Below are 24,051 nucleotides of genomic sequence, written 5' to 3'. Positions count from 1 at the left end.
CAATTGTCCTTTCGAGCCGCGAATTACCGCGCATCCTCCAATATCATGTCGGAGGCCTTTTCGGCGATCATGATGATCGGCGCGTTGGTGTTCCCCGAGACGAGGTCCGGCATGATCGAGCCGTCGACGACGCGGAGGCCTTCGAGGCCCCGCACCTTCAGCCGCTGATCGACCACCGCGAGCGCGTCGTTGCCCATACGACAGGTCGAGGTCGGATGGTAGATGGTGCTGCCGCGCTCGCGGCAATAATCCAGTATTTCGGCATCCGTGGATACCTTCGCCCCGGGGTCGTACTCGCTGACCACGAACGGCTTCAGCGCCGGCGCATTTAGGATCTTGCGCAGGATCTTGATGCCCTCGACGTTGGTGGCGCGGTCGGTCTCGGTCGACATGTAGTTGATGCGGATCTCAGGCGGCACCGTCGGGTCGGCGCTCCGGATGCGCAGGGAACCGCGACTCTCGGGACGGAGCTGGCACACCGAGGCCGTAAAACCGGAGAAATCGTGCAGCTTCTCCCCCATCTTGTCGGTCGAGAACGGCAGGAAATGCACCTGGATATCGGGCGAGGCCAGCCGCGGGCTGGTCTTGAAGAACGCGCCGGCCGTGCCGGCGGCAATCGTCAGCCAGCCCTTGCGGAACAGCGCATAGCGCGCGCCCGCCATGGTGCGGCGGAGTGGATGATTGACGGTGTCGTTGAGCGTGATCTTCTGCGAGCAGCGCATGACGATGCGGACCTGCATGTGGTCCTGGAGGTCGTGACCGACACCAGCTGCGTCCAGCACCACGTCGATGCCGTGCTTGCGCAAGAGATCAGCGGGACCGACGCCGGAGAGCTGCAACAGCTGCGGAGAGTTGTAGGCGCCGCTCGACAGTACGATTTCCTTCCGCGCCCGGGCGCGGCGTACGTTCGCGCCTTGCCGATATTCGACGCCAACGGCGCGGCGGCCCTCGAATAGCACGCGCTGGCCGAGCGCGCCCGTTTCGATCCTGAGATTGCTGCGCGCCTTGGCGGGGCCGAGATAGGCCACCGAGGTCGAGGCGCGGCGGCCGTTGCGCGTCGTGGTCTGAAACAGGCCGACGCCTTCCTGCGTGGCACCGTTGAAATCAGGGTTGTAGGGCAGACCGGTCTCGACCGCGGCGTCGATGAAGGCTTTCGACAGCGGGTCGGTGACGATCATGTTAGAGACCGGCAGCGGCCCGTCCGTGCCGTGATACTGATCGGCGCCGCGCGACTGGTTCTCGGCCTTCCTGAAATAGGGCAGCACGTCGTCATAGCCCCAGCCGGTGTTGCCGAGCTGGCGCCAGCGGTCGTAATCCTCGTGCTGGCCGCGGACATAGAGCAGACCGTTGATCGAGCTCGAGCCGCCCAGCGTCTTGCCGCGCGGCTGAAACACCTGGCGGCCCTTCAGCTCGGGCTCGGGCTCAGTCTGGTACATCCAGTTGACGCTCTTCTCCTTGAACAGCTTGCCGTAGCCGAGCGGCACGTGGATCCAGATGTTGGTATCCTTTGGGCCAGCCTCGAGCAGCAGGACGCTGTGCTTGCCGTTCGCGGAGAGCCGGTTGGCAAGCACGCAGCCGGCGGAGCCGGCGCCGACGATGATGTAATCGAATTCGGGATCGGATGGCATAAGGGCGGAGTTTGCGTTCATGCGCTACTGTTCTTCTTGTTGGTGCGGGGCGTTTCCGTATCGTCACTAGCACAATCATGCAGCGGCGCGCAGCGCCTCGACCAGCGACTTGAACGCACGGGCATATTCCGCGCCCGCCCTTGCGATATCGGCCCGACCGGCGCAGGCGACGGCGGCCTCCGTGACCGCGCCAAGCAGCAGTCGCGCCAAGGGCTCGACCGGCTGTCGCGCGATCAGGCCGGCGTCCATCGCCGCGGACAGCGCGCGCGGGAGCTTGCCGCCGAAGTGCTTTGCGTCGATCTCGCGCCAGCGCTCCCAGCCGAGCACCGCCGGGCCATCGTGCAGGATGATCTGGCCGGTCGGGCCGTTCGCGGTCGCGGCGAAGTAATGCTGGGTGCCGGCGACCATCGCGGCAAGCACGTCCTTCTCGGCGCGGGCGGCACCGTCGATCTCGACGACGAGGTCGCGCGAGACCTGATCGAACACGGCCTCGAACACCGCCTCTTTGGTCTTGAAGTGGTGATAGACCGCGCCCTTGGCGATGCGGGCTCCATCCGCGATCTCATCCATGGTGGTGGCGGCAAAGCCTTTCGTCCCGAACAGGCGGCGCGCCGCCGTCAGGATCGCCTCCAATGTCGCGGCCCGCCGCTCCGCCTGCTTCGCCATGAGTCTCGTCTAATCCAATCGCGCTCAGGCCGCCAGTTGACTTTTCGACCACCAGTCGGTATTTACCGACTATCAGTCGGTTTTCATCCTGAGGTACGCCATGCCGAACCGTGACATCGTCGAAGCGTTTGCCAAGCGCCTGGAGGCCGGGGATTTCATCGGCGCGATCGAACACTTCTATGCGCCGGATGCCGCGACCTACGAGAACAACGTCGCCCCGACGGTCGGGCGGGAAAAACTGGTAGCGAAAGAGCGCGGCGTGCTGGCGGCGACCAAGGAGGTCAAGGCGGCACGCATCGGTCCGAGCCTGATCGAGGGCGACCATGTCGCCACACGCTGGACCTTCAGCTTCACCAATGCCGAAGGCGTCACGCGGACGCTGGACGAGATCGCGTGGCAAACCTGGCGCGGCGACAAGCTGGTCGAGGAACGCTTTTACTATGACCCGAAGCAGCTGGGGCGCTGACGCTGCTTACGCGGCGCGTTCCTTGCCCGACCGTTCGTCCGGCTGTTCGTCTCCGGAGATCGTGGTCTCCTCCAGCCCCTTATCGTAATTGCCGGCGAACCTCTCGATACTATCCGCCCACATCCTCAGCATTGAGATCTGAAAGTTCATGATCGGCTTCAAGGCGTTCATGCCGATGGCCGTCGCCGCGGTAATGCCCCCTTGGGGATTGCGCGCGAAACGATCTGCGTTAGCGGTTTTGTCTGCCATGTCGTTTGCTCCTTCGATCCAGTGTCACGACCTACGTGTCGGTTGTGCACTGCGTGATTCCAAACACTCGGCCAAGACCTGATCTGCCGCGAGTCTCGCACTTCGGTCGTCATGCAATTCATCAAGTTTTTTCAAGTAAGCGACTGCCGCTATTTGCAGGAGATCGAAATTATCTTCGCCGGTATCGCGGAGGTTGGTGACGTAGCGATGGAGTGCGGAACGCCTGTTGTCGTTCTCGCTGATGCCGCTGTGGAGCAGCAGGTAGTTCCGCCAAGCGAACGCACACGCGCCTTCTATGGCCTGAGAAGTCATGTGCACCTCCCAAAGGCCGAGAAAGACTGACGACAGAATTCGTTCCGTCAGTTTCGCAGATGTAACGTTGTTCCGTAGCTGCGCTGCAGCGCGTTTGCAGGCCCCAGGTCGGCGGCGCAACGTGCGGATCTGAACCGATTTGGCCCAACTCGGACCTCTGGCTAGGCCCGCCGGCCTCATGCGTGAACCAAGATACCCAGGCATAGGGCCATCGCCGCGCATTTGTATCGATTTGTTAGCGATGCAACGACTTGAACACGCAGAAGTGGCCGCGCCGGCTGCCGCAGCTAAGGATAATTCATAGTTCGTCAAAGGTTTGCGGCGAATTCTTCCGATCGGGCCGGACAAGCGGCCCATGCTGCAGGCTCTGAAATGCGGACTCAAACGACCAGCTATGTCGCGCGGCTGTTCGCCGGCGATCTGTCGGCCTTTGGCGGTCCCGCGACGGACGAAGCCGTGGCCGGCCATATCCGCGCCGAGCAGATGTCGCTCGTGCTCGGCTATTCGGTCGGCATCATGCTCGCCAATGCCTGCAACGCCATCGTGCTCGCGATCGCATTGTGGCAATCGCCGGATAGAATCTCCGCCCTGATATGGGCGACCGCCGTCGCCAGCGCCGCCATCGGGTTCGGTCTGCAATCCCGCGCCGCGCGCCGCATCACCAAGCCGCAATTCGTCTCGCGCCGCGCCATGCATCGGCTGGTGCGAAACGCCTTCGTCCTCGGTGCCGCCTGGGGCATCGTCCCCGTCGCCTTCTTCACCGACGCTTCGACCGGCGGCCAGCTCGTCATCACCTGCCTGTGCTCGGGCATGCTGGCCGGCGGCGCACTCGCCTTCGCCACCATCCCGATCGCGGCCATCGCCTTCACGGCCCCGATCTTCGTCGGGATCGCCATCTGCCTCGGCAGGAACGGCGATCTGGCCTTTCTCCTGATCGCCTTCCTCGTCGTGGTCTATGGCAGCGTGCTGATCCGCGGCGTGTTCGTCAATTCATTCTCGTTCGCGCGGCGCGTCACGCAGCAGATCGAGGCGGAGCGCACGGTGCGCCTCGATCCTCTGACCCACCTGCCCAACCGCGTCGCCTTCAACGAGACGCTCGAGGCTGCGCTGAAGCGGCTGGCGCTGTCCGGCGAGGAGTTTGCGGTGCTCCTGCTCGATCTCGATCGTTTCAAGGAGGTCAACGACAAGTTCGGCCATCCCGCTGGCGACGAATTCCTGGTCCAGGTCGCAAGCCGCCTGCAACGCTGCACGCGCGCCGCCGAGCATGTCGCGCGCATCGGCGGCGACGAGTTCGCGCTGGTGATGGCCAATCTGGCGCGCCCGGAAGATGCGCTCGAGATCGCCGAACGCTTCGTCGCGGCCTTCGACGAGCCGTTCCGCATCGAAGGCCGGCAGATTGTGGGCGCGACCAGCGTCGGCATCGTGCTGGCGCCACGCGACGGCACCGTGCCGCTTGACATCATGAAGAACGCCGACGCCGCGCTCTACCGCGCCAAGAAGGCGGGATCTGGCACGGTCCGTTTCTTCGAGGCAAGCGACGACAGGGTGTCACGCGATCGCAAGGCGCTGCAATCGGACCTCGAAGGCGCGATCGCGCGAAACGAGCTGTTCCTCGTGTTCCAGCCTTTCCTCGATCTCGACGGAAGCCGGATCACCGGCTTCGAGGCGCTGCTGCGCTGGCAACATCCTGGGCGCGGCTTGGTGCCGCCGAGCGAATTCATCCCGATCGCGGAGGAGACCGGGCTGATCCACGAGATCGGCGAATGGGTCATCCGACGCGCCTGCGCAATGGTTGCCAAGTGGCCTGACGAGATCAGGATCGCCGTGAACTTCTCCGCAGCGCAGTTTCACAACGCCGGCATCCTCCAGGTCATCGTGCAGGCGCTCCGCGACGCGAAGATTGCCCCGCACCGGCTCGAGATCGAGATCACGGAATCGATGCTGCTGTCGAAATACGGCTCGGCCGAGCCGGTCCTGAACGCGCTGCTGCAGCTCGGCGTCACCGTGGCGCTGGACGATTTCGGAACGGGCTTCTCCTCCCTCACCTATCTGCGCAAGCTGCCGTTCAGCCGCATCAAGGTCGACCAGTCCTTTATCCGCGACATGCTGGTGCAGCCCGACTGCGCGGCCATCGTGAAATCGGTGATCGGCCTTGCGCGCGACCTCAACATTAGCGTGGTCGCCGAAGGCGTGGAGACCGCCGACCAGCTCGAATATCTCAGGCAGATCAATTGCGACGAGGTTCAGGGCTATCTGATCAGCCGGCCGGTGTCGGCGGATGGTGTGCTGGCGCTGCTGGAGACGAAGAAGTATCGGGCGACGTTCGCGGCATAGGCGGAATTGAGCCTTGGTGCCGACGACACGGGAGGCGCGCCCTCCCCCGCTTGCGGGGGAGGATTGGGAGAGGGTGCCTCCGCAGAGAACCCCCCTAGAGGAGAGAGCCCTCACCCGCGCCTTCGGCGCGACCTCTCCCGCAAGCGGAAGAGGCGGAGCCCGCAGCGCCGCCCAGTACTCCTGACAGGCTTCGGAGCTCGCTTAAATCGCATCCGCCCGCAGCAGCGTGTCCACCGTGATGGTGCCCCGTGCGCGGGAAACGCAGGCGCAGATCTTCTGGTTGGTCTCTTTCTGATGATCGCTGAAGAAGACGTCGCGGTGGTCGATCTCGCCGTCGACCTCTACCACGTCGATGGCGCACAGGCCACATTCGCCGCGCCTGCAGTCGGACATCACGTCGTGACCGCTGGCGTTAAGCACATCCAGCATCGAGCGCTCGCGCGGGATTTCCAGCTCGACATCGGAGCCCTTCAAGCGCACACGGAATGTCTCGGTCGGGAGCGTGCCGCTGGAGCCGAAGGTCTCGTAGCGAAGTTCAGTCAGCGGATGGCCGGCCCCAATCCAGGCATGGCGCGCGGCATCGAGCATGCGCATCGGGCCGCAGAACAGCGCCAGCGCGCCTTTCGGGACGGAGGCGAACAGGGCCTCGAGGTCGAGCCGCCGGCCTTCGTCGCCGGCATGAACAACCAGGCGATCGCCGAGCAGCGCGGCGAGATCGTCGAGATATGCGGCCTCGCTCCGCGAGCGCACCGCATAATGCAGCGTGACGTCGGCGCCGCGCCGCGCCAGCGCCTGCGCGGCGCCGAGGATTGGCGTGATGCCGATGCCGCCGGCGATCAGACAATAGCTTTCGCGGGACCAGTCCACCGCGAGCAGCGAGGCCGGCTGCGTGATATCGAGCCGCGCGCCCGGTGCGAGCTGCCACATGTAGCGCGAGCCGCCGCGGGAATCCCCGGCACGACGCACGGCGATCTTGAAGCCGGCCGCGGAGGCCTCACCAACCAGCGAATAAGACCGCGTCTCCGGCAGACCGTCGATGGTCACGCTGACGTTGATGTGGCTGCCGACCGGATAGGCCGCGCCGTCAAACTGATCGGGCCGGATCAGGAATTCACGGATGCCGGGGGCGAGATCGCGCGTCGATACGAGCGTCGCCGGAGTCCAGGTTTCGATGAAGCGCATGATGATTGCCCTCAGTCGGTTGCGGACTTGATCAGCGCGAGCGCCGGTAAGAGGTCGAGATGAGTGCGGTTGCGCAACGCGAGGCGCAAATTCCGCACCGCGAGCCGTGCATGCTCCCGCATGATGGCTTCGGCGCGCGCGCCTTCGCGGTTCTCGATCGCGTCGATCACGACGCGATGGTGCTCCTGCCCGATGATCAGGATCTGCTGCGCCTCGGGCAAGGCCGATTGCGCCATCACGAAGCCGCTTGGCGAAGCGAACGGCAACGCCGAGGCGCGGTCGATCTGGCGGATCAGCGGCGGGCTGCGCGACAATTCGGTGAGCAGCGCGTGGAAGCGCGCGTTCAGCGTGACATAGGACGAGAAGGCCTCGATCGAGATCGGCACCTGGCGCAGCAATTCGTCGATCGCAGCCAAGCACTCCTTCAGCGGCTCGAGCTCGCGCGCGGAGACGCCGCGCTCGGCCGCGAAGCGCGCCGCCAAGCCTTCCAGCGTGCCGCGCAGCTCGATGGAATCGGAGATGTCGCGCTCCGAAAACGCCTTCACCATGAAGCCGCCGGACGGGATCGCCTCCAGCAGGCCCTCCTCTTCCAAGCGCACCAGCGCCATGCGCACCGGAGTGCGTGAGGCGCCGGTGGTTTCCACCGCCTGGAGCTCGGAGATGCGCTCGCCCGGGCGCAAGGCGCCCGACAGGATCTGGTCGCGCAGCGCGAGCTGCGCCTTCACGGTCTGCGAGACGGAGCGGTCGACTTCACGCTCGGCCATGACCTACTCCGCGGCCTGAAGGCGCGGCGGTGCGCTTTCCTTCGCCACCATCCTGTCGATCAGCTTGCGCGACCACATCGCGCCGGCATCGATATTGAGGTTGTAGAAGATGCGGTCCGGGTTCTCGTCCATGGCGCGCTGCTGCGCTTCGAGGATCAATTCGTCCTCGCGGAAGATGGTGGAGACGCCCTCGCGGATCTCGGACGTGATGCGCTGCTCGCCGAGCTGGTAGTTGCGCACGAAGGCCCAGAAATAGTGGCAGGTCTTCTCGGTCTCCGGCGTGATGGTGTTGAGCACGAAGCCGTTGACGCCCTGCGAGCGGTCGCCTTCCGGCGCGCCGGTGCCAGCAGGCGCGACGCCGACGTCGATCGCGATGGTGCAGGGCGCTTCGAAACGGATGATCTGCCAGCGATCGACCAGGCCGGGCTTGCCGAGCTGCTTGGCCCAGAACGGCGGCGGCTCGATATTCCGCATCCAGCGCGTCACCGTCACCGTCTTCTCGCCATGGGTGACGTCGAACGGCGCCTCGGCGACCGCTTCGTTGCCGATGGACGAGCCGTGCACGAAGGTCTCGTGGGTAAGGTCCATGAGATTGTCGAGCACGAGGCGATAGTCGCATTTGACGTGGATGGTCTTGCCGTCACCGGCCCAGGCCGGATCGTGATTCCAGTGCATGTCGGGGACGAGCGCGGGATCGGCCAGCGCGGGATCGCCCATCCAGAGCCAGATGTAGCGGTGGCGCTCGACCACAGGATAGGAGCGCACGCAGGCCGACGGGTTGATGGTCTCCTGCGAGGGCATGAAGGTGCAGCGCCCCTGCGCGTTGAACTTCAGACCGTGATAGCCGCAGACGACGGTGTCGCCTTCGAGCCGGCCCTTGGACAGCGGCACCAGGCGATGCCAGCAGGCATCCTCGAGCGCAGCGACGGAGCCATCGGCCTTGCGATACATCACGACATGCTTGCCGCAGATCGTCCGCGGCAGCAGTGCCGGCTTCACCTCGGCATCCCAGGCGGCGGCGTACCAGGCGTTCATCGGGAAGGGTTTTGTCATCGGTCTCACTCCCACGGCTTTATGTATGCGTTATGTATACAATAACGGAGAGAAAGAATTGTTCAAGGCCTTATTACACCTATCTAAATACCTATATGGCACATAATGTATACATCTTATCTTGCGTAGATGGGTCAGCAGGGGGAGGCAACCCCTCAGCAGCCCTCATGGCCGGGCTTGTCCCGGCCATCCACGCGCTTGTCGTCCAAGAACGTGGATGCCCGGGACAAGCCCGGGCATGACGACCTCTCGCGAACCTTCAGTTGGCGATCCCCTGCCGATCAGGGCCTTACGCCCCGAACACCTTCGCCAAGCCCGCCTGAGCCTCCTCCTGAATTCGCTTCAGGTGCGCGGGACTGCGAAAACTCTCGGCGTAGATCTTGTAGACGTCCTCGGTGCCGGAAGGCCGCGCGGCGAACCAGCCGAAATCGGTCTCGACCTTGATGCCGCCGAACGGCTGGCCGTTGCCGGGTGCCTTGCTCAGGGTGCTGCGGACGGGATCGCCGGCGAGATCCTTCAGGCCGAGTTGCTCGGGCGTGACGGACTTCAGGATGTTCTTCTGCGGCCCTGTGGCGGCGACGTCGATGCGGGCGTAATGCGGCACGCCGAACTCGGCGGTGAGGTCGCCAAACAGCTGGCTCGGATCGCGGCCGGTCTTGGCCATGATCTCGGCGGCGAGCAGGCCGAGGATGATTCCGTCCTTGTCGGTGGTCCAGACCGTACCGTCGCGACGCAGGAATGAGGCCCCTGCACTCTCCTCGCCGCCGAAGCCGAAGCCCCCGGTGAGAAGGCCGTCGACGAACCATTTGAAGCCGACCGGCGTCTCGACCAGCTTGCGGCCGAGCTTCCTGGCGACGCGATCGATGATCGAGCTCGACACCACGGTCTTGCCGATCGCGGCATCCTTGCTCCAATTCGGGCGGTGCGCGAACAGATAGAAGATCGCGGTCGCCAGATAATGGTTCGGGTTCATCAGGCCGCCGGTGCGCGTGACGATGCCGTGGCGGTCGGCGTCGGTGTCGTTGGCAAACGCAACGTCGAAGTGGTCGCGCATCCCGATCAGGCTCGCCATCGCGTAGGGCGAGGAGCAGTCCATGCGGATCTTGCCGTCCCAATCCACTGTCATGAAGCGGAAGGTCGGGTCGATCGCCTCGTTCACCACCGTCGCCTTCAGGCCGTAGCGCTCGATGATCGGATGCCAATAATGCACGGCGGCGCCGCCGAGCGGGTCGATGCCGATATTGATGCCGGCGGATTTGACGAGTTCGAGATCGACGACGTTGCCGAGATCGGCGACGTAGGGCGTGACGAAATCGGTGGCGCGGACGTTCGAGGATTTAAGCGCCTTGGCATAGTCCATGCGCTTCACGCCCTTGAGGCCGTCGGCGAGATAGGCATTGGCGTGCTTCTCGACGACGCCCGTGACATCGGTGTCGGCCGGGCCGCCATGCGGCGGATTATATTTGTAGCCGCCGTCCTCCGGCGGGTTGTGCGAGGGCGTGATGACGATTCCGTCGGCAAGGCCGCTGGTGCGCCCCTTGTTGTAGGTGAGGATCGCGTGCGAGATCACAGGCGTCGGCGTGTAGCCGCCGTCCTTGTCGATCATGACGTCGACGCCGTTGGCAGCGAACACTTCGACGGCGCTGACCAGTGCCGGCTCGGCCAGCGCATGGGTGTCGATGCCGATGAAGAGCGGACCGGTGAGGCCCTTTTCCTTTCGATAGTCGCAGATCGCCTGCGTGGTCGCGAGGATATGGCCCTCGTTGAAGGTGTTCTTGAAGGAGGTACCGCGATGGCCGGAGGTGCCGAACGCCACGCGCTGCGCAGGATCCGTGACATCGGGCTTGCCGGCGAAATAGGCCGTCACCAGCCGCGGAATATTGGTGAGCGCGTCCGGCGAAGCCTGCTTGCCCGCCGCGGGATGAACATCAGCCACTGGATTATCCTCGTTCCGTCGCAACAGAGATAGCGGAGCACCATAGCATTGGCGGGCCCCCCGCCAAGGGCACAACACGCGCGAGGGGAATGGCGTTCCTTTAAGGGATTGCCGTAGCCCGCATGAGCGCAGCGATATGCGGGACCATCTGCCCCGGATGTCGCTTCGCTCAACCGGGCCACAGGACGTGCTATGCTTCCCGCCATCGAGGCCCGTCGAATCGTCTTATGGCTCTGTCCCGCAAGCTGCTTCTGCTGTTCGCCGGCCTCGTCGCAGCGGTGACGCCGGCGCGCGCCGCGGAGTTCTACACCGAGGACCTGCGCATCCCCATGGCGGAGGCGGGGCCGCAAGGGCTCGAGGCCTTCCTGGTCCGCCCGGCGGGAGGAAAGCGCTATCCGCTGGCACTGCTCAGCCACGGCTCGCCGCGCAGTTTCGACGACCGCGCGAGCATGTCCGCGCACAAATATTACGGCATCGCGCTGGAATATGCCCGGCGCGGCTTTGCCGCGCTGATCGTGATGCGGCGCGGCTACGGCACCTCGCCCGGCGGACGCGCCGACAGCGTCGGTGGTTGCGCGAAGGCCGCTTATTTGCCCGCGGCCGCGGTCGCCGTTGCCGATCTGCGCGCCGCGATCGATGCGATGGCGCGCCGCGCCGACGTGACGACGTCGGGCATGATCGCGGCCGGCCATTCCGCCGGCGGGCTCGCAACGATCGCACTGACCGCGCAGGCTCCGCCCGGTCTCGTCGTCGCGATCAATTTTGCCGGCGGCCGCGGCTCGCGCGACGACGACGACGTCTGCAATCCGGACGGGCTGGTGCAGGCCTTCACCGCCTTCGGCAAGACCTCGCGCGTGCCGACGCTGTGGATCTATGCGACCAACGATTCCTATTTCGGTCCCGAGCTCGCGCGACGCTTTCATGACGGGTTTCGCGCCGGTGGCGGCAACGCGACATTCATCGCGGCGCCGGCTTACGGCGATGACGGTCACTACCTCTATTCGGTGGCAGGCCGTCCGCAATGGACGCCCTATGTCGACGCCTTCCTGCGCGAGCCCGGCCTCCTCGGCCGCGACATCCTGAGCCCACCCGATTCCTTGCCGCCGCCGCGCCAGCTGAACGAGGCGGCTAGAGGCGAGTTCGCGCGCTATCTCGCCAGCATGCTGCCGCACAAGGCCTTTGCGGTGTCGCCGAACGGCGGCTACGGCTGGCGCGCGGGACGCATCACGGCCGACGACGCCCAGCGTGACTCGCTGGCGGCCTGCATGAAATGGTCGCCCACCTGCACGCTCTATGCGATCGACGACCACTTGGCCGGCCCCTCGCAAACGACATCCACCGACCAGAGCGCCCGTGCGCGATAGTAACGGCGCGAGAAGCCGGTTGTTAACTCCGGCGCCTTATGACGGACCCATGCTGTGGGATCGGGCACGCTTCAATCTCGGCGCGACGTGGAGACACGTGGCGGTCATCCTGCTGCTGTCGGCCCCGCTCTGCGCGCATGCGGCGGACGGCAGCACGGAGCTCGGCGCCGGCGAAACGCCGTCGTCCCGGGCCATGATCCGGAAGATCATCGAGAGAGAAACCGCAAACACCAATTTACCAGCCGACATCGCCGAATCGGTCGTCTTCGTCGAAAGCGGCTACAATTCGGCCGTCATCGGCAGCGTGGGCGAGATCGGCCTGATGCAGGTGCGGCCCGAGACTGCGGCGATGCTGGGCTTCCGAGGCAGCGAGGCGGAACTCGCCGACCCCGACGTCAACATTCATTATGGCGTGCTCTATCTCAGCCAAGCTTGGCGTCTGGCCGGCGGGGACGTCTGCCGCGCCCTGATGAAATACCGGGCAGGCCATGGCGAGGAAGCGATGACGCCGCGGTCGCAGGTCTATTGCAACCGGGCCCGCAACCGTCTTGCCGCCATGAAGTCGACCTCGGTCGGGGCCGAAGCGGCTGCCGCTCCGGATTCCGCGCCCCCGCCTCCGGTCGCAGCTGTTGCTGTGGCTGTGGCTGCAGCTCCGGCCAAACCGGCGAGCCGCCCGAAGGTGGCGGCGCAGCCCAAAGCCGTCTATGCCCGCTATCGTCAAGGCACCGCGGCCGCCAGCCGCGCCTATTGGGCCGCCCACGAGGCGCGTATCAGCCAGATCAAGGCTCGCATCGAAGCGCGATGGAAGCGCGTCGCATCGCGTTGACGACGATGCTCTACAGCCGCTCGCTGAGCGCGAGCTTGTAGCCGACCCCGGTGACGGTCGCGATCACGGGCGTGCCGCTGCCGACGAGCTTGCGGCGCAGCCGCGCCACCAGCGCGTCGACCGTGCGGATGTCGACCTCGGCCTGGCGGTTGCTGACGACCTCGATCAGATAGTCGCGACTGAGCGGCCGTCCGTCGGCGCCGACCAGCGCCGCGAGCAGATCGAATTCGGCGCGCGTCAACGCGACCGGCTTGCCGTCGCTGCCGAGCAATTCGCGCCGGGTCAGGTCGATGATCCAGTCGCCGAAGGCGATCGAATTGTGGTTGCGCGCCGCCTTGCGGTCGAGCGACCGCCGCCGCAGCACGCTGCGGGCGCGCGCGAGCAGATCGCGCAGATTGATCGGCTTGGTGACGTAGTGGTCGCCCGCGATCTCGAGGCCGAGGATGCGGTCGACGTCGGTGTCGCGGCGCGTCACGAAGATGATGCCCGCGTTGCTGGTCGCCTGGATCTCCTTGGCGAGCTCGAAGCCGTCGCCGTCGGGCAGCTGCAGGTCGAGGAAGACGAGATCGGTGCGCCCGCGCAGCGCCTGGCGGCATTCCGCGCAAGAGCCGGCGCCGACGACGTCGAAATTGTTGTCGCTGAAATAGCCGACCAGCATGGTCCGCGTCACCGGATCGTCCTCGACGACGATCAGCCGCTCGCGGCCGGCGGGACGCAATTCCCGAAGTGCGGTATCAACCACGGTCTTGGCTGTCCTGTGTGCCTGCGGCCCGCCTTGGATTGCCTGCGGCCCACCTTGGAAATTCAAGCCGCCGCGCAATGCGCTGTCATGTGAACGGACATTCACGACTTGTTGGAGCCCCCGAAATTAGCCGTCGGAATATTAGGCGCGTTGTGACGCACAAACAATATTGCTCATGGTCTTGGAGCATTAAGTATGAATTGGCCCACAATTCTCATTCTGCGCATCAAATGCGCAGAGATGGCTCCGGCAGGCAGCCCTGCGCCGACCGTGGCAACCGATTCCGCACATTCGGCCCAGGGCTCAGCCGCCGGTTAACGTAAAGAAAGCCTTCGGCTTCGGAAAGCCCACCTGCCCCTCTATTGTCAGGCCTGCACGATGAGAACCACGGAGCAGGCGTGATGCAGGAGCGGGCCCGATTGGCTGCCGGTCGAACCGAGCAAGGCACAGTGCCGTTGGCTCGTTCGCACACCCTCGACGTCCTGCGCGGCCTCGCCATCGCCGGCGTCATGGCGATCCACGTTTCGCAGTCTTTTCCATCGAATATCCACGCCGTCGACTACGCCTTCATGTGCGGCTGGACCGGCGTCAACGTGTTCTACTTCGTCAGCGCCATGACGATGTGCCTGATGTGGACGCAGCGTAGCGGCGAGACGAATCCGACCGGCAAGTTCTATATCCGGCGCTTCCTTCGCATCGCCCCGCTGTTCTGGCTCGCGATCCCCGTCTACCTCGCCATTAACGGCACCGGGCCGAGCGACAATGCACCTGCCGGCATCGGGCCGGTTCAAGTGGTCCTGACCGCGACGTTCCTGCACGGCTTCTGGCCGGACAGCGTCAACAGCGTGGTGCCTGGCGACTGGTCGATCGCAGCGGAGATGACCTTCTATCTCGTCTTCCCGCTTCTGATCACCGCGTTCGGGTCGCGCCGTCATCTCTATCTCGCGCTGGCGATCGTGCTGCATCTCGTCAATGTCTGCCTGTTCAAGCCGTGGGCCTTCGCGCTGTTCTCGGCCTATTACGGCCCGGGCCACGAGGGATTTGTCTGGACCACGCTACATCTCAGCTTCCTGAACCAGCTCCCAGTCTTCCTGGTCGGATGCGCGCTGTTCTTTGCGCTGCGCGACGGCTTCACCAGATCCGACGGTGCGATCTATGTCGCCTTCATCGCGCTGTCCTTCGCCGCCGACCGCGCGACCGGCTCACACGAATTCAACTACCTCATGATCAATCTCGTGCTCGGGGCGCTGGTTGCGGGTTGCATCAAGCTTGCCATCCGCTTCCAACCGATCGAGGCGCTCGGCCGCAATTCCTATTCGATGTACCTGTCGCACTTCGCGGTGATCTATGGCCTACGTCAGATCTGGCCGCTCGCGGACGGGCTGATCTCGCTGCTCATCGCCTATGTCGTCACCGCCACGCTGAGCTATCTCGTCGCACGCGCGACATGGCATCTGGTCGAACGGCGCGCGCACGACCTGGCGCATCGCCTGACAATGGCGGGATCGGACCGGTCAAGTCTCCGGCCGGCCATCGCCGCCACTGCGGTGGTCATAAGCTGACCGGCCGCCCGACCCTGCCGGCCGACGGCTTGCTTCATGGCCGCCTTCGAATCTACTGTGAAGACTCTTCACACTGGAGTGGGCACCATGGAGGTCATACTGCTCGGCACCGGCGGCCCGCGCCCGGACCCGCGCCGCATGGCGACGACCACGCTGATCAGGCTCGGTGACGAGAATATCCTGTTCGACGCAGGCCGGGGCGTCGTGGTGCAGCTCAGCAAGGCCGGCGTTCCGCTCGGCGCCATCAACACGGTCTTTCTCACGCACCATCACTTCGACCACATCGGCGACCTCTACGATGTGATGCTGAATTCGTGGATGCACGGACGCAAGGACGCGTTGCGCGTCTATGGACCGCCGGATACCGAGCGGCTCGTCAACGCGCTGGTCACGCAGGTCTACGACAAGGACATCGCCTGGCGAGATCAGGGCGAGCCGACGTTTGGCGGCTGGAAGCCTGTCGTTGCAACGGACATCATACCCGGTCCCATTCTCGACACCGGACGCTGGAAGATCAGCGCCGAGCTGGTCTCGCATGGCGATGGTCTCGACATGCAGCCGGCCTTCCTCGCGCGGTGGATGTGTCTCGGCTACCGCTTCGAGGCGGACGGCAAGATCATTGCAATTTCCGGCGACACGGTCCCCTGCCCCGGGCTCGAGCGGCTGGCACAGGGAGCCGACCTGCTCGTCCAGTGCTGTTTCCTCGCAACGCCGGAGATCAACAACGAGCATCTTCGCCGCCTTGCGAAATTCACGATCGCCTGCGGCGACACCGTCGGCAAGGTGGCGGCCAAGGCCGGCGTCAAGAAGCTCGCGCTGACCCATCACCGGCCCCGCACCGACGATGCCATGCTGAACGCACTCCTTGAAGACGTCAGGCAGGACTATTCGGGCCCTGTCGTGATCGGTGAGGATCTCACGCGGATCGAAGTCTGAAAGCCGTCGCTCAACAAGCAACGGGATGTGCGCGGAAGGCCTTCCGGCGTCAGGACGATCCGACCTCGATCCGGAACGACAAGCGCTCTTCCGTGCCTGGTGCAATGTGCATCAGGCCGGGCTTGTCGCTGAACTCGCCGTCGAATCCGGCTGGACTGGCATAACCGTGCCAGGGCTCGATGCAGAGAAACGGCGCGCCAGATGGCTTGGACCAGACGCCGAGTTCGCGAAAGCCGCGCCAGGACATCTTGAGCCAGGGGCCGGTGGGCGCGGCATAGCGGACCGCGTTGCTCGCGATCCGGTCGAAAATGACGGCGTCGTCGGTGAACAGGGCTTCGGACAAGGGGAGCACCGCACCTTTGACCGGGCTCGGCTCTGTGGCCGCGCGTAGCAATCCGCCATCGAGACGACGGACGGGAGACGATTCGGCACTCGCAAAGGTCAGCGAATAGCTCTCCTTGGCCAGTCCCGGCTGGAGCGGCCAGTTGAATGCGGGATGACCGCCGATCGAAGCCGGCAATGTCTCCTTGCCGGTGTTGGCGATCACGAGCGTCAGATCCAGACCGGCATCATCGAGCGTATAGATTGCGGCCAGCCGGAACGCGAACGGATAGAGCGCACGCGTCGTCTCGCTGTCTTCGAGCACCAGCGTGCAGCGGTGCTCGCCGCGTTCTGTCCACGCAAAGCGGTTGTCGCGCGCAAAGCCGTGCTGGGTCATCCGGTAGGTCTTGCCCCGATGCCGCAATTCGTCCCTGGCGAGGCGCCCGACGATCGGAAACAGCAACGGCGCATGGCGCAGCCATTCCGGCCCCGCCTGCCAGACGAATTCGGTGGTGCCGTCCTTCAACGAGCACAGCTCGGCGCCGTGCGCCTTGATGGTGGTGGTCAATCCGCCGCTGCGGAGAGTGTGGGTATCGTCACTCATGGCCGACATCTACACCGCGCCCCCACACGCAGCAAGGCGGCTCCCCTCGTGCAATCGGAGGGTTTTGGCGTCGGGCAGTGAGCTGCGTCATATTTCTGTACCTTACGATTGCTCCTGTGGTGCGCGTCCACCACCTGCCTCCGAGCCATATCCGGCCTGAAGGCCGAGGAACCCCTATGGTAGCCAATTGAAGTTCTTCATCAACGGCCGCTTTCTGTCGCAAAAGCTCACCGGCGTTCAGCGCTATGCCGCCGAAATGGTCAAGGCGATCGACACGCTCCTGGCGTGGGAGCAAACGCCTGTCTCGCTGCGGAACGCGGATTGGCAATTGCTGACGCCAAGTGATGCAAGCGAGAGCCTCGATCTCAAGCGGATCAAGATTCGCGCCGTCGGCTCCTTGCGTGGCCACGCCTGGGACCAAATCGATCTGGCGCGCGCCGCTGCAGGGGGACGCCTGATCAGCCTGGCCAATGCCGGTCCCGTCTTCCATCGCGACCACATTGTCGTGATCCACGACGCTCAGGTCTTTCGCAGGCCCGATTTCTTCAACTGGCAATATCTGACCGTCCATCGGACGATGGGGCGACTGCTCGCCCGCCACGCTGCCATCGCAACGGTGTCGGCCTTTTCCCGCCGAGAACTTTCCCAAGTGCTAAATCTATCGGCACCGCGCATTCCGGTATTTCCCAACAGCGCCGAACACTTCGCGGCGACGAAGCCCGATCCCGGCATTCTCGCCAGACTGGACGTTCAGCCGCAGAAGTTCTTCCTCTTCGTCGGCTCGAAGACCAAGAACAAGAATCTTTCCGTGGCGATCCGTGCCGTCCAGTTGCTCGATCGAGCCGACGTTCCGCTGGTCATCGTCGGAGGAGATAACAGCAAGGTCTTTCAGGACAATTCGGGCGAGGGGGTTTCCGGCCTGCTGCTGGCCGGACGACTGACGGACAGCGAGATTGCCGCTCTCTATGCGCATGCATCGGCATTCGTGTTTCCCTCGCTCTATGAAGGTTTTGGCGTGCCGCCGCTCGAAGCCATGATCTTCGGTTGCCCGGTCATCGCCTCGACGGCCGATGCGGTCGTGGAGACGTGCGGTGACGCCGCTGCGTATTTTGACGCCAGCGATGCCGAAGCATTGAAACAACTCATGCTCGAAAGATTGGCAGCCGGCGCAATCTCGGATCAGGAACGGCGACGGCAGCAGGAACGCGTTGCGTTTTATTCGTGGCAAAAGTCGGCTAAGTCATTGCTCGACCATCTCGCGCCGCCGGCAAGGGTTGCCAGCGCTGCTTGAAGTTCAAGGCACTTCGCTTATCGCGCGCATCGGTTCTCGCGCAAACAATTTGCAACCGGCTGCAACTCGCGTGCCTTCGCATTGTTCCACGAAATGTTTTCTTTCGCATGACATTCGTGCCGCAAAGGCACGGGCGCAACATCACCACATCGCTGCCCCAATATCGCTACGTATTCGAGGAACTGTGCCGGTATCAGCGAAGCTCAGACCAAGGATACATGATGTCCGGATCTCCGACGCAGCCCTTTGCAAGGCAACCGATCAAAGTGCTGCACGTCGCCGAGACGATTCGAGGCGGGATTGCGAGCTACCTGAACGAGTTGCATCCACAGCAACAGGCAAGCTTCGGCGCGGATAGCGTGCATTACGTCGTGCCTTCGGATCATCGTCGCGATCTCCCCGGGATCGATGACGATCAGATCACGACGTTCGAGCGGCCCCGCCGCGGCGTCGCCGGATTATTCCAGATGCTGCGCGCGAGCATGCGGGCCCTGGATGCCTTCCGTCCTGATGTCGTGCACCTGCATTCCTCCTTCGCTGGCCTCGTGCTCCGCCCAGCGCTCGCGGCCCGCTCGGACGGACCGCGCGTCGTCTATTGTCCGCACGGCTGGGCGTTTTCGCGCGAGACCGGCCGCCTCAGTCACGTGGTGACGAAGGCGGCGGAGAACCTTCTCGCACGGACGTCGGACCGGATCATCTGCATCTCCGGCGATGAGTTCAACGAAGCGGTCCGCGCGGGAATTCCCGCCGACCGGCTCACGCTGGTCCATAACGGCATCTCGAAGACGCGCTCGCCGCAGCCCGTCGCGGCGGACTGGACGTCCAAGAAGGTCAAGGTTCTCTTCATCGGACGCCTTGACCGTCAGAAGGGCTTTGATCTCCTGATCGAGGCGGCGCGAACGCTCGAAGACGTGCTTGATATCCGGATGATCGGCGCCTCCGTCGTCAACAAGTACGAAGGCCCGAGCGTACCGTCCAACGTATCCCTGCTGGGCTGGCTCGACCGCCCGACCATCGAGACCCAGCTCGAGGCCGCCGATCTCGTCGTGATCCCGTCACGATGGGAAGCCTTCGGCCTCGTTGCGCTGGAAGCGATGCGCGCAGCAAAACCCATCCTAGCGTTCCGCAGCGGGGCATTGCCCGAGATCGTCGTCGACGGCGTCACCGGCGTGCTTTGCGAGCCCGTCGCCGTTCAGCCGCTCGTGGACGGTTTTCGGCGGGCGCTCGATTTCGATCTCAGGGTATTGGGACAGCGCGGCTACGACCGGTTCAAGCAGCTGTATGACGTTCAGAAGACGCATGGGCAGTTGCAGCAGGTCTATGTCGAGCTGCTGCAGAACGACCGGATACCGGTCGAGGCGAAGGCGGGACTGCAATCGGATCTCTCCAAGAATTTCTGATGGCTCCGCACCTCCCACGCACCTTGGTTCGCGACAGTGTCCGCCTCGCGAGCCTCATCGCATCCATTTTCTTGCCGGTCTCCGTCTGTGCGCAGCAGCCGAAACCGCTCGATGCCCGATTCCTGCTGGGGGTCGGCACGCATCAGGGACTGGGCGGCCCGGTCAGCACGCGCGGATACGTGCCTTCGGAGAACATCGCCCAGATCAAGCAGCTCGGCCTCAACGCCTTCCGCGATGATTTTCCCTGGTCCGATTTCGAGGTGGGGGGACGCCGGATGGGGTTCACGCCCAGGCTCGGCAGGCTCGAAGCGCAAGTCAGGTCCGGCGTCGCGCGCCCACTTCTGATCCTTGCGTTCGGTCATCATCTGGTTCCGAATTCCTCGCCGCCGACGACCGATGAGGCGCGGCAGCGGTTCGCCGATTATGCGGCGGCGGCGGCGCAATCGGTCTTGCCGCAGCATCCGCTCTTCGAACTCTGGAACGAATGGAACCTGGCGGCGAAGAAAGATGCGGCGTTCTCGCCGGAGAATTATCTGGCGCTGGCGCAAGTCGCGAGGCCGGCGGTCAAGCGGGTTGCACCGAATGCGCCGTTCCTGGTCGGCGCGCTCGGCGACGATCCGGGCTGGACATGGACGGAGAAGATGCTGCGAACCGGCATCCTTCAATATGCCGACGGCGCTTCGATCCATCTCTACAATTTCTGCATGGGCCCGAGCAAACGCACCTCGGCCGAGATCATCGACCGACTCACGGCGTTTCACCGCCTCGTCGGCCAGGCGAGCGGAAACCCCGACTTCCCGATCTATGTCACCGAGACGGGCTGGACCACGGCGACCAACAAATGCGGCGTCAGTGAGCAGGCCCAGGCCGACAATACGGCGCAGCTGATCCTGTGGGCGTCGACCGCGGCCCGCTGGCTCAAGGGCATGTGGCTCTATGAGCTCAAGGACAGTGGACAGAATCCATCGGAGCTGGAGCACAATTTCGGACTCTATCGTTTCGACAATACGCCGAAACCGGTCGCCTGCGCGGCTCAGGGCGCCTGGGCCTTTATTCGCTCCAGCCGGAGTGCAGAGCGTCGCGAGCTCGCCAGCGGCGTCGTGTCGATCAATGCATCAACGACGTCTGGCGGCAGAATTGCGGTCTGGTCCGAGGCTCCGGACCGGCGCTACGAAATTCGGCTCAAGGGCGATCAGCAAGGCGCAACCTTTGCGATGCCGTGCGACCAGGCGGCAAAGCCTGCCTCCGGGGTCTGGATCCCCGTCTCGAGCACACCTGTTCTGATTGCAGCCAATGACAGTGCCGTTCCCGCCCTGGAGATAAGGCCGGCGCGGTAAAGCCGATTTTGCAGACATGAGGTTGACGCGATGAAAGTTCTTTTGACGTCCACGCTTTATCCGACGCCTCAGGCTCCCAAGATCGTCGGCGGCGCGGAGATCTTCGCCCGTCGTTTTGCCGAAGGCCTGGTGCAACGCGGTGACGAGGTGGAGGTGATCCGGGCCGCATCCACACCCGGGCAGGCTCCGGAAGCCTGCGACGGCATCAACGTCTATTCCGCGCCCGTGCAGAACATCTATCTACCCTTCACCGAGCAGAAGAACGTCGCGTTGCGCAGCATTTGGCACGCGATCGACGACTGGCAGATGGAGGCTCCCCTGATCGCGGAACGCATCCGGGCCTTCAAGCCGGACGTGCTGCACTCCAACAATTTGTCGGGTCTCACCACCGCGATCTGGCGCGTTGCCGCCCAGCTCGGCGTTCCCGTGCTGCATACGCTTCACGACTATTATCTGACCTGCCCGCGCTGCTCCCGCTTCGACAACGGACGATCCTGCGAGCACACCTGCACGAGCTGCGGAATTCTGACCTTTCATCGCAAGCGCGCCACGCATTGGCTCAGCGCCGTGGTGGGCGTGAGCGAGCGCGTCCTGTCCATTCATACCGACATGGGCATGTTCGCGGAGACGCCGATCCGCACCGTGATCCGCAATGCCTCGACCGAACCGCCGCATGCGCCCTATCCCCGCCCCATCTGCACCACGGAGGTGACGTTCGGATTCATCGGCCGCCTCACGGAGGAAAAAGGCATCGACAACCTGATGCGGGCTCTGGCTCTGCTGCCCCGGGATCGCATCCGTATGTTGATCGCCGGCCGGGTCAGCGACGAGGAGCAACGACGCCTCAGGACGCTCGCGCCGGATGCGCGAATAGAGTTCATGGGCTTCGTCGCGCCGGACGATTTCTACAAGCAGGTCGACGTGGTGGTCGCGCCCTCCATCTGGCATGATCCCGGTCCACTGGTCGTCGCGGACGCCAAGGCGGCCGGCAGGCCGCTGCTCGGAACGCGCTTTGGCGGAATGCCTGAGGTCATCGAGCACGGCGTGACGGGCTGGCTGACCGAAGCCGATCCGCAATCCCTGGCCAGGAGCATGCTCGCGGTCGCAGCCGATCCGTACAAGATCGACGAGATCAGCAGGCGCCTGATCGCCGATACCAACAAGTGGATCTTCTCCGACGTGCTGTCTTCATACAAGAATCTGTATGAACAATTGCGCGAGCAGCGGATGTCACACGTGCGCGCGGCAACGGCCGAAGCGCCACAGGGAGCGGCGATCGTCGGTAAGGAGCGCCTCATTCCGCGATGACACGCCTCTTCGCGATGGCGGGCTACGTCTATCAGAGCGCCGCGGCGATCATCCTGATCTTCGCGATCAGTCATCTGCTGCCCGCCGCCGACTACACCAACTTTTCCCTCGCACTGGCCTCGAGCCAATTGCTCTGCGTCCTGATGTTCGAATGGCTGCAGCTGGCTGGATTGCGCTTTCTGGCGGCAGCCCGGGAGACCGAGGCGGCCCGGCTGAGGTGGTCTCTCCTTGCAGCCGGCCTGTCGAGCGCGGCCGCGCTCGTCGTGGTCGGGAGCTGCGCGTCTCTGGCCAGCGCGCTCCCGACGGGGATCATCGCGTTGGGCCTGAGCATCTCCGTCCTTCAGGGCCTGACGGACCTCTATTTCCTGTCGGTCCGTCTGTCCGACCGGCTCGGCATTGCCTCCTTCCTTCTCGCGCTGCGGGCCACCGCCCTTCTGGCCGGTGCCGCCGCGGGAGGCGTGATCTCGGGAACGGCCGAAGCGGCGCTGCTCGGCATCGCGTCGGGGCACGCCCTGGGCCTCCTCGCCGGCCTCGTCGCATATCGCACGCCGATGGAGCGCGTGTCCTTGCAGGCGATGCTGGCCGACTGGAAGGACTTCTCCCGCTACGGCATGCTCGCGGCGGGCGCGTCCGTCATCCATTTGTCGGTACCGGTGCTGCTCCGTGTCATCGTCCTCGGCCGGCTGGGCGCGACGGGCGCCGGCGCCGGCTTTTCGATTGCGCTCGACCTCCTGCAACGTCCCTTCTGGGTCCTCAATGCGGCGATCCACACCGTGAGCTATCCGGAGGTGGTCAACGACTTCGAACACGGAGGCAGCGCAAAATCGGTGCAGTCTGCGCGGCGGATGTTCGAATTCATGATCTGCACGACCCTCGTGCTGCTTGGCGGTCTGATTGGATTCATTCCAGATGCAGCCCGTATCCTGGTGCCGCAGGCGAGCCTGGCTGGCTTTCTCGAGACGGCGCCAATTGTCGCCGCCTTCTATTTCCTGCACACCCATTTGCAGGCGACGATCGCGGTCGTCCCCCACCTCGAGAAGCTGGCGACCAGGCTCGTCCTCGTCGCGGCCGGCCAGCTCACCATCGTTGTGTCCTTCTCCCTGGTCGCGGTGTCGGCCGGCCTGTCGCCGCGAGGGGCGGTCGGCTGCGCTGCGGTCGCCACGCTCGCGACGATCCTGGTCGCACTCGGTCCGACCCTGCGGTTTGAGGCGTTCCCGCGCTGGCCGCTGGTCATGCAGGCCGGGGTGGCCGCAATCCTGATCGGATCGCTCGGCTCGATACCGACGGAGCCCGCGACATGGCTCGCCGGCAAGATCGCGATCGCCGCGATTGCAACCGCGCTCGTCGGATGGCGCGGCGACTTTCTGATGCTGGCCCGCCGCGGCTGATTCTCGCACCGACGGTCTGCGACGCAGCTCCGGTTCCGATACGGAACCGGACTGTCGCATTCATCAGCAGCGAGCGCCTGCACCCTCTCTGAGCATCTACAACTAATGCGCGTAAATCCTATACTTTAACCGCCCATGGAAGCGGCATCTGCGAACTTCTCGTGCAGGAAAAGAGAGTGAGCTGTGCGAAGGCAGTCGACGAAGATACTCCGAACCGCGGACAAGCGAGCCGCGTCGTCCCTTCCCAACACCGTCATATGAAATCTTTCGCGCCGCCTGCGCATACATTCAGCAGTGAAAATCGAGAAAATCTTGAAAGCGCCTTCCTCGCGCCACGCTGAACCGGCATCGCATTCATATTCTGCTGCAGCAGCCGAGCAAG

General features: G+C 64.4%; 21 protein-coding genes. 11 read left to right on the top strand and 10 right to left on the bottom strand.

The features are described 5' to 3' along the window. Positions 1–23: 23 nt before the first annotated feature. Together UNPA324_RS23070 and UNPA324_RS23065 are read right to left on the bottom strand one after the other, a co-directional pair. Entirely contained in the window at positions 24–1,649 is a 1,626-nt protein-coding gene (locus UNPA324_RS23070; protein WP_141936077.1) for a GMC family oxidoreductase, read from the bottom strand. Between the two features lie 54 nt (positions 1,650–1,703). Continuing rightward, positions 1,704–2,294 (bottom strand): TetR/AcrR family transcriptional regulator, encoded by a 591-nt coding sequence (locus UNPA324_RS23065; RefSeq protein ID WP_128916548.1) that lies wholly within the window; start codon positions 2,292–2,294, stop codon positions 1,704–1,706. Positions 2,295–2,394: 100 nt separating this feature from the next. Between UNPA324_RS23065 and UNPA324_RS23060 the strand changes: the two genes are divergently transcribed. Continuing rightward, positions 2,395–2,760, top strand: coding sequence for a nuclear transport factor 2 family protein (locus UNPA324_RS23060; protein ID WP_141936076.1), 366 nt, complete (start codon positions 2,395–2,397; stop codon positions 2,758–2,760). 6 nt (positions 2,761–2,766) lie between these two features. On the opposite strand, the gene UNPA324_RS23055 is transcribed toward UNPA324_RS23060, so the two are convergent. Then, positions 2,767–3,009 carry a hypothetical protein gene (locus UNPA324_RS23055; protein ID WP_128916546.1) on the bottom strand — a complete coding sequence of 81 codons (243 nt, stop codon included), beginning with the start codon at positions 3,007–3,009 and terminating at the stop codon, positions 2,767–2,769. A 24-nt stretch (positions 3,010–3,033) separates the two neighbouring features. Next, positions 3,034–3,321: a hypothetical protein gene (locus UNPA324_RS23050; RefSeq protein ID WP_128916545.1), complete on the bottom strand. Its 288-nt coding sequence runs from the start codon at positions 3,319–3,321 to the stop codon at positions 3,034–3,036. A gap of 372 nt (positions 3,322–3,693) precedes the next feature. On the opposite strand from UNPA324_RS23050, the gene UNPA324_RS23045 reads away from it, so the two are divergent. Beyond that, positions 3,694–5,655 carry a putative bifunctional diguanylate cyclase/phosphodiesterase gene (locus tag UNPA324_RS23045; protein ID WP_141936074.1) on the top strand — a complete coding sequence of 654 codons (1,962 nt, stop codon included), beginning with the start codon at positions 3,694–3,696 and terminating at the stop codon, positions 5,653–5,655. A gap of 201 nt (positions 5,656–5,856) precedes the next feature. Here the strand turns inward: UNPA324_RS23045 and UNPA324_RS23040 are convergent, their stop codons facing one another. The 4 genes from UNPA324_RS23040 to pgm all read right to left on the bottom strand — a co-directional run bounded on the left by UNPA324_RS23040 (position 5,857) and on the right by pgm (position 10,590). Then, on the bottom strand, positions 5,857–6,837 hold the full coding sequence (locus UNPA324_RS23040) for a PDR/VanB family oxidoreductase (RefSeq protein ID WP_141936072.1): 981 nt from the start codon (positions 6,835–6,837) through the stop codon (positions 5,857–5,859). An 11-nt stretch (positions 6,838–6,848) separates the two neighbouring features. After that, complete coding sequence (locus tag UNPA324_RS23035) at positions 6,849–7,601, bottom strand: GntR family transcriptional regulator (RefSeq protein ID WP_128916542.1); 753 nt, start codon at positions 7,599–7,601, stop codon at positions 6,849–6,851. Between the two features lie 3 nt (positions 7,602–7,604). Next, positions 7,605–8,654, bottom strand: a complete 1,050-nt coding sequence (locus tag UNPA324_RS23030; protein WP_128916541.1) for an aromatic ring-hydroxylating dioxygenase subunit alpha — start codon at positions 8,652–8,654, stop codon at positions 7,605–7,607. Positions 8,655–8,943: 289 nt separating this feature from the next. After that, positions 8,944–10,590 (bottom strand): phosphoglucomutase (alpha-D-glucose-1,6-bisphosphate-dependent), encoded by a 1,647-nt coding sequence (gene pgm / locus UNPA324_RS23025; protein ID WP_141936070.1) that lies wholly within the window; start codon positions 10,588–10,590, stop codon positions 8,944–8,946. A gap of 227 nt (positions 10,591–10,817) precedes the next feature. Between pgm and UNPA324_RS23020 the strand changes: the two genes are divergently transcribed. Together UNPA324_RS23020 and UNPA324_RS23015 are read left to right on the top strand one after the other, a co-directional pair. After that, entirely contained in the window at positions 10,818–11,954 is a 1,137-nt protein-coding gene (locus UNPA324_RS23020; RefSeq protein WP_128916539.1) for an alpha/beta hydrolase family protein, read from the top strand. Positions 11,955–12,003: 49 nt separating this feature from the next. Next, the gene (locus tag UNPA324_RS23015; RefSeq protein ID WP_141936068.1) at positions 12,004–12,780 is read left to right on the top strand and encodes a lytic transglycosylase domain-containing protein; all 777 of its coding nucleotides are present in this window, start codon (positions 12,004–12,006) and stop codon (positions 12,778–12,780) included. 10 nt (positions 12,781–12,790) lie between these two features. Here the strand turns inward: UNPA324_RS23015 and UNPA324_RS23010 are convergent, their stop codons facing one another. After that, entirely contained in the window at positions 12,791–13,627 is an 837-nt protein-coding gene (locus tag UNPA324_RS23010; RefSeq protein ID WP_141936066.1) for a response regulator transcription factor, read from the bottom strand. A gap of 314 nt (positions 13,628–13,941) precedes the next feature. On the opposite strand from UNPA324_RS23010, the gene UNPA324_RS23005 reads away from it, so the two are divergent. After that, positions 13,942–15,084, top strand: a complete 1,143-nt coding sequence (locus UNPA324_RS23005) for an acyltransferase family protein (protein ID WP_246667204.1) — start codon at positions 13,942–13,944, stop codon at positions 15,082–15,084. Positions 15,085–15,171: 87 nt separating this feature from the next. Beyond that, entirely contained in the window at positions 15,172–16,020 is an 849-nt protein-coding gene (locus tag UNPA324_RS23000) for an MBL fold metallo-hydrolase (protein ID WP_141936063.1), read from the top strand. 49 nt (positions 16,021–16,069) lie between these two features. Here UNPA324_RS23000 and UNPA324_RS22995 read toward each other — a convergent pair whose 3' ends face one another. Further along, positions 16,070–16,945 carry an aldose 1-epimerase family protein gene (locus UNPA324_RS22995; protein WP_141936061.1) on the bottom strand — a complete coding sequence of 292 codons (876 nt, stop codon included), beginning with the start codon at positions 16,943–16,945 and terminating at the stop codon, positions 16,070–16,072. A 187-nt stretch (positions 16,946–17,132) separates the two neighbouring features. Here UNPA324_RS22995 and UNPA324_RS22990 point away from each other — a divergent pair, with 187 nt between their 5' ends. The 5 genes from UNPA324_RS22990 to UNPA324_RS22970 all read left to right on the top strand — a co-directional run bounded on the left by UNPA324_RS22990 (position 17,133) and on the right by UNPA324_RS22970 (position 23,669). Next, entirely contained in the window at positions 17,133–18,236 is a 1,104-nt protein-coding gene (locus UNPA324_RS22990) for a glycosyltransferase family 4 protein (protein WP_141936059.1), read from the top strand. A gap of 218 nt (positions 18,237–18,454) precedes the next feature. After that, a complete protein-coding gene (locus UNPA324_RS22985) occupies positions 18,455–19,636 on the top strand; it encodes a glycosyltransferase (RefSeq protein ID WP_246667203.1) in 1,182 nt (393 codons plus the stop codon). Further along, on the top strand, positions 19,636–20,973 hold the full coding sequence (locus UNPA324_RS22980; protein WP_128916532.1) for a hypothetical protein: 1,338 nt from the start codon (positions 19,636–19,638) through the stop codon (positions 20,971–20,973). The genes UNPA324_RS22985 and UNPA324_RS22980 overlap by 1 nt, the downstream gene beginning before the upstream one ends. Before the next feature lie 30 nt (positions 20,974–21,003). Beyond that, positions 21,004–22,281, top strand: coding sequence for a glycosyltransferase family 4 protein (locus UNPA324_RS22975; protein ID WP_141936058.1), 1,278 nt, complete (start codon positions 21,004–21,006; stop codon positions 22,279–22,281). Then, entirely contained in the window at positions 22,278–23,669 is a 1,392-nt protein-coding gene (locus UNPA324_RS22970) for a hypothetical protein (protein ID WP_141936055.1), read from the top strand. Before UNPA324_RS22975 ends, UNPA324_RS22970 begins: the two co-directional genes overlap by 4 nt. Positions 23,670–24,051: the final 382 nt, after the last annotated feature.

Origin of the sequence: Bradyrhizobium sp. UNPA324 (assembly GCF_006658635.1) — a bacterium.
GTDB lineage: Bacteria > Pseudomonadota > Alphaproteobacteria > Rhizobiales > Xanthobacteraceae > Bradyrhizobium > Bradyrhizobium nanningense.
The sequence above is the reverse complement of the archived record's forward strand: the minus strand, read 5'-3'. Positions and strand labels throughout refer to the sequence as shown.

Bases quoted from the DNA above. Each gene is read 5' to 3' on its own strand.
- UNPA324_RS23070 (WP_141936077.1), bottom strand. From the start codon at position 1,649: ATGAACGCAAACTCCGCCCTTATGCCATCCGATCCCGAATTCGATTAC.
- UNPA324_RS23065 (WP_128916548.1), bottom strand. From the start codon at position 2,294: ATGGCGAAGCAGGCGGAGCGGCGGGCCGCGACATTGGAGGCGATCCTG.
- UNPA324_RS23060 (WP_141936076.1), top strand. From the start codon at position 2,395: ATGCCGAACCGTGACATCGTCGAAGCGTTTGCCAAGCGCCTGGAGGCC.
- UNPA324_RS23055 (WP_128916546.1), bottom strand. From the start codon at position 3,009: ATGGCAGACAAAACCGCTAACGCAGATCGTTTCGCGCGCAATCCCCAA.
- UNPA324_RS23050 (WP_128916545.1), bottom strand. From the start codon at position 3,321: ATGACTTCTCAGGCCATAGAAGGCGCGTGTGCGTTCGCTTGGCGGAAC.
- UNPA324_RS23045 (WP_141936074.1), top strand. From the start codon at position 3,694: ATGCGGACTCAAACGACCAGCTATGTCGCGCGGCTGTTCGCCGGCGAT.
- UNPA324_RS23040 (WP_141936072.1), bottom strand. From the start codon at position 6,837: ATGCGCTTCATCGAAACCTGGACTCCGGCGACGCTCGTATCGACGCGC.
- UNPA324_RS23035 (WP_128916542.1), bottom strand. From the start codon at position 7,601: ATGGCCGAGCGTGAAGTCGACCGCTCCGTCTCGCAGACCGTGAAGGCG.
- UNPA324_RS23030 (WP_128916541.1), bottom strand. From the start codon at position 8,654: ATGACAAAACCCTTCCCGATGAACGCCTGGTACGCCGCCGCCTGGGAT.
- UNPA324_RS23020 (WP_128916539.1), top strand. From the start codon at position 10,818: ATGGCTCTGTCCCGCAAGCTGCTTCTGCTGTTCGCCGGCCTCGTCGCA.
- UNPA324_RS23015 (WP_141936068.1), top strand. From the start codon at position 12,004: ATGCTGTGGGATCGGGCACGCTTCAATCTCGGCGCGACGTGGAGACAC.
- UNPA324_RS23000 (WP_141936063.1), top strand. From the start codon at position 15,172: ATGGAGGTCATACTGCTCGGCACCGGCGGCCCGCGCCCGGACCCGCGC.
- UNPA324_RS22995 (WP_141936061.1), bottom strand. From the start codon at position 16,945: ATGAGTGACGATACCCACACTCTCCGCAGCGGCGGATTGACCACCACC.
- UNPA324_RS22985 (WP_246667203.1), top strand. From the start codon at position 18,455: ATGATGTCCGGATCTCCGACGCAGCCCTTTGCAAGGCAACCGATCAAA.
- UNPA324_RS22980 (WP_128916532.1), top strand. From the start codon at position 19,636: ATGGCTCCGCACCTCCCACGCACCTTGGTTCGCGACAGTGTCCGCCTC.
- UNPA324_RS22975 (WP_141936058.1), top strand. From the start codon at position 21,004: ATGAAAGTTCTTTTGACGTCCACGCTTTATCCGACGCCTCAGGCTCCC.
- UNPA324_RS22970 (WP_141936055.1), top strand. From the start codon at position 22,278: ATGACACGCCTCTTCGCGATGGCGGGCTACGTCTATCAGAGCGCCGCG.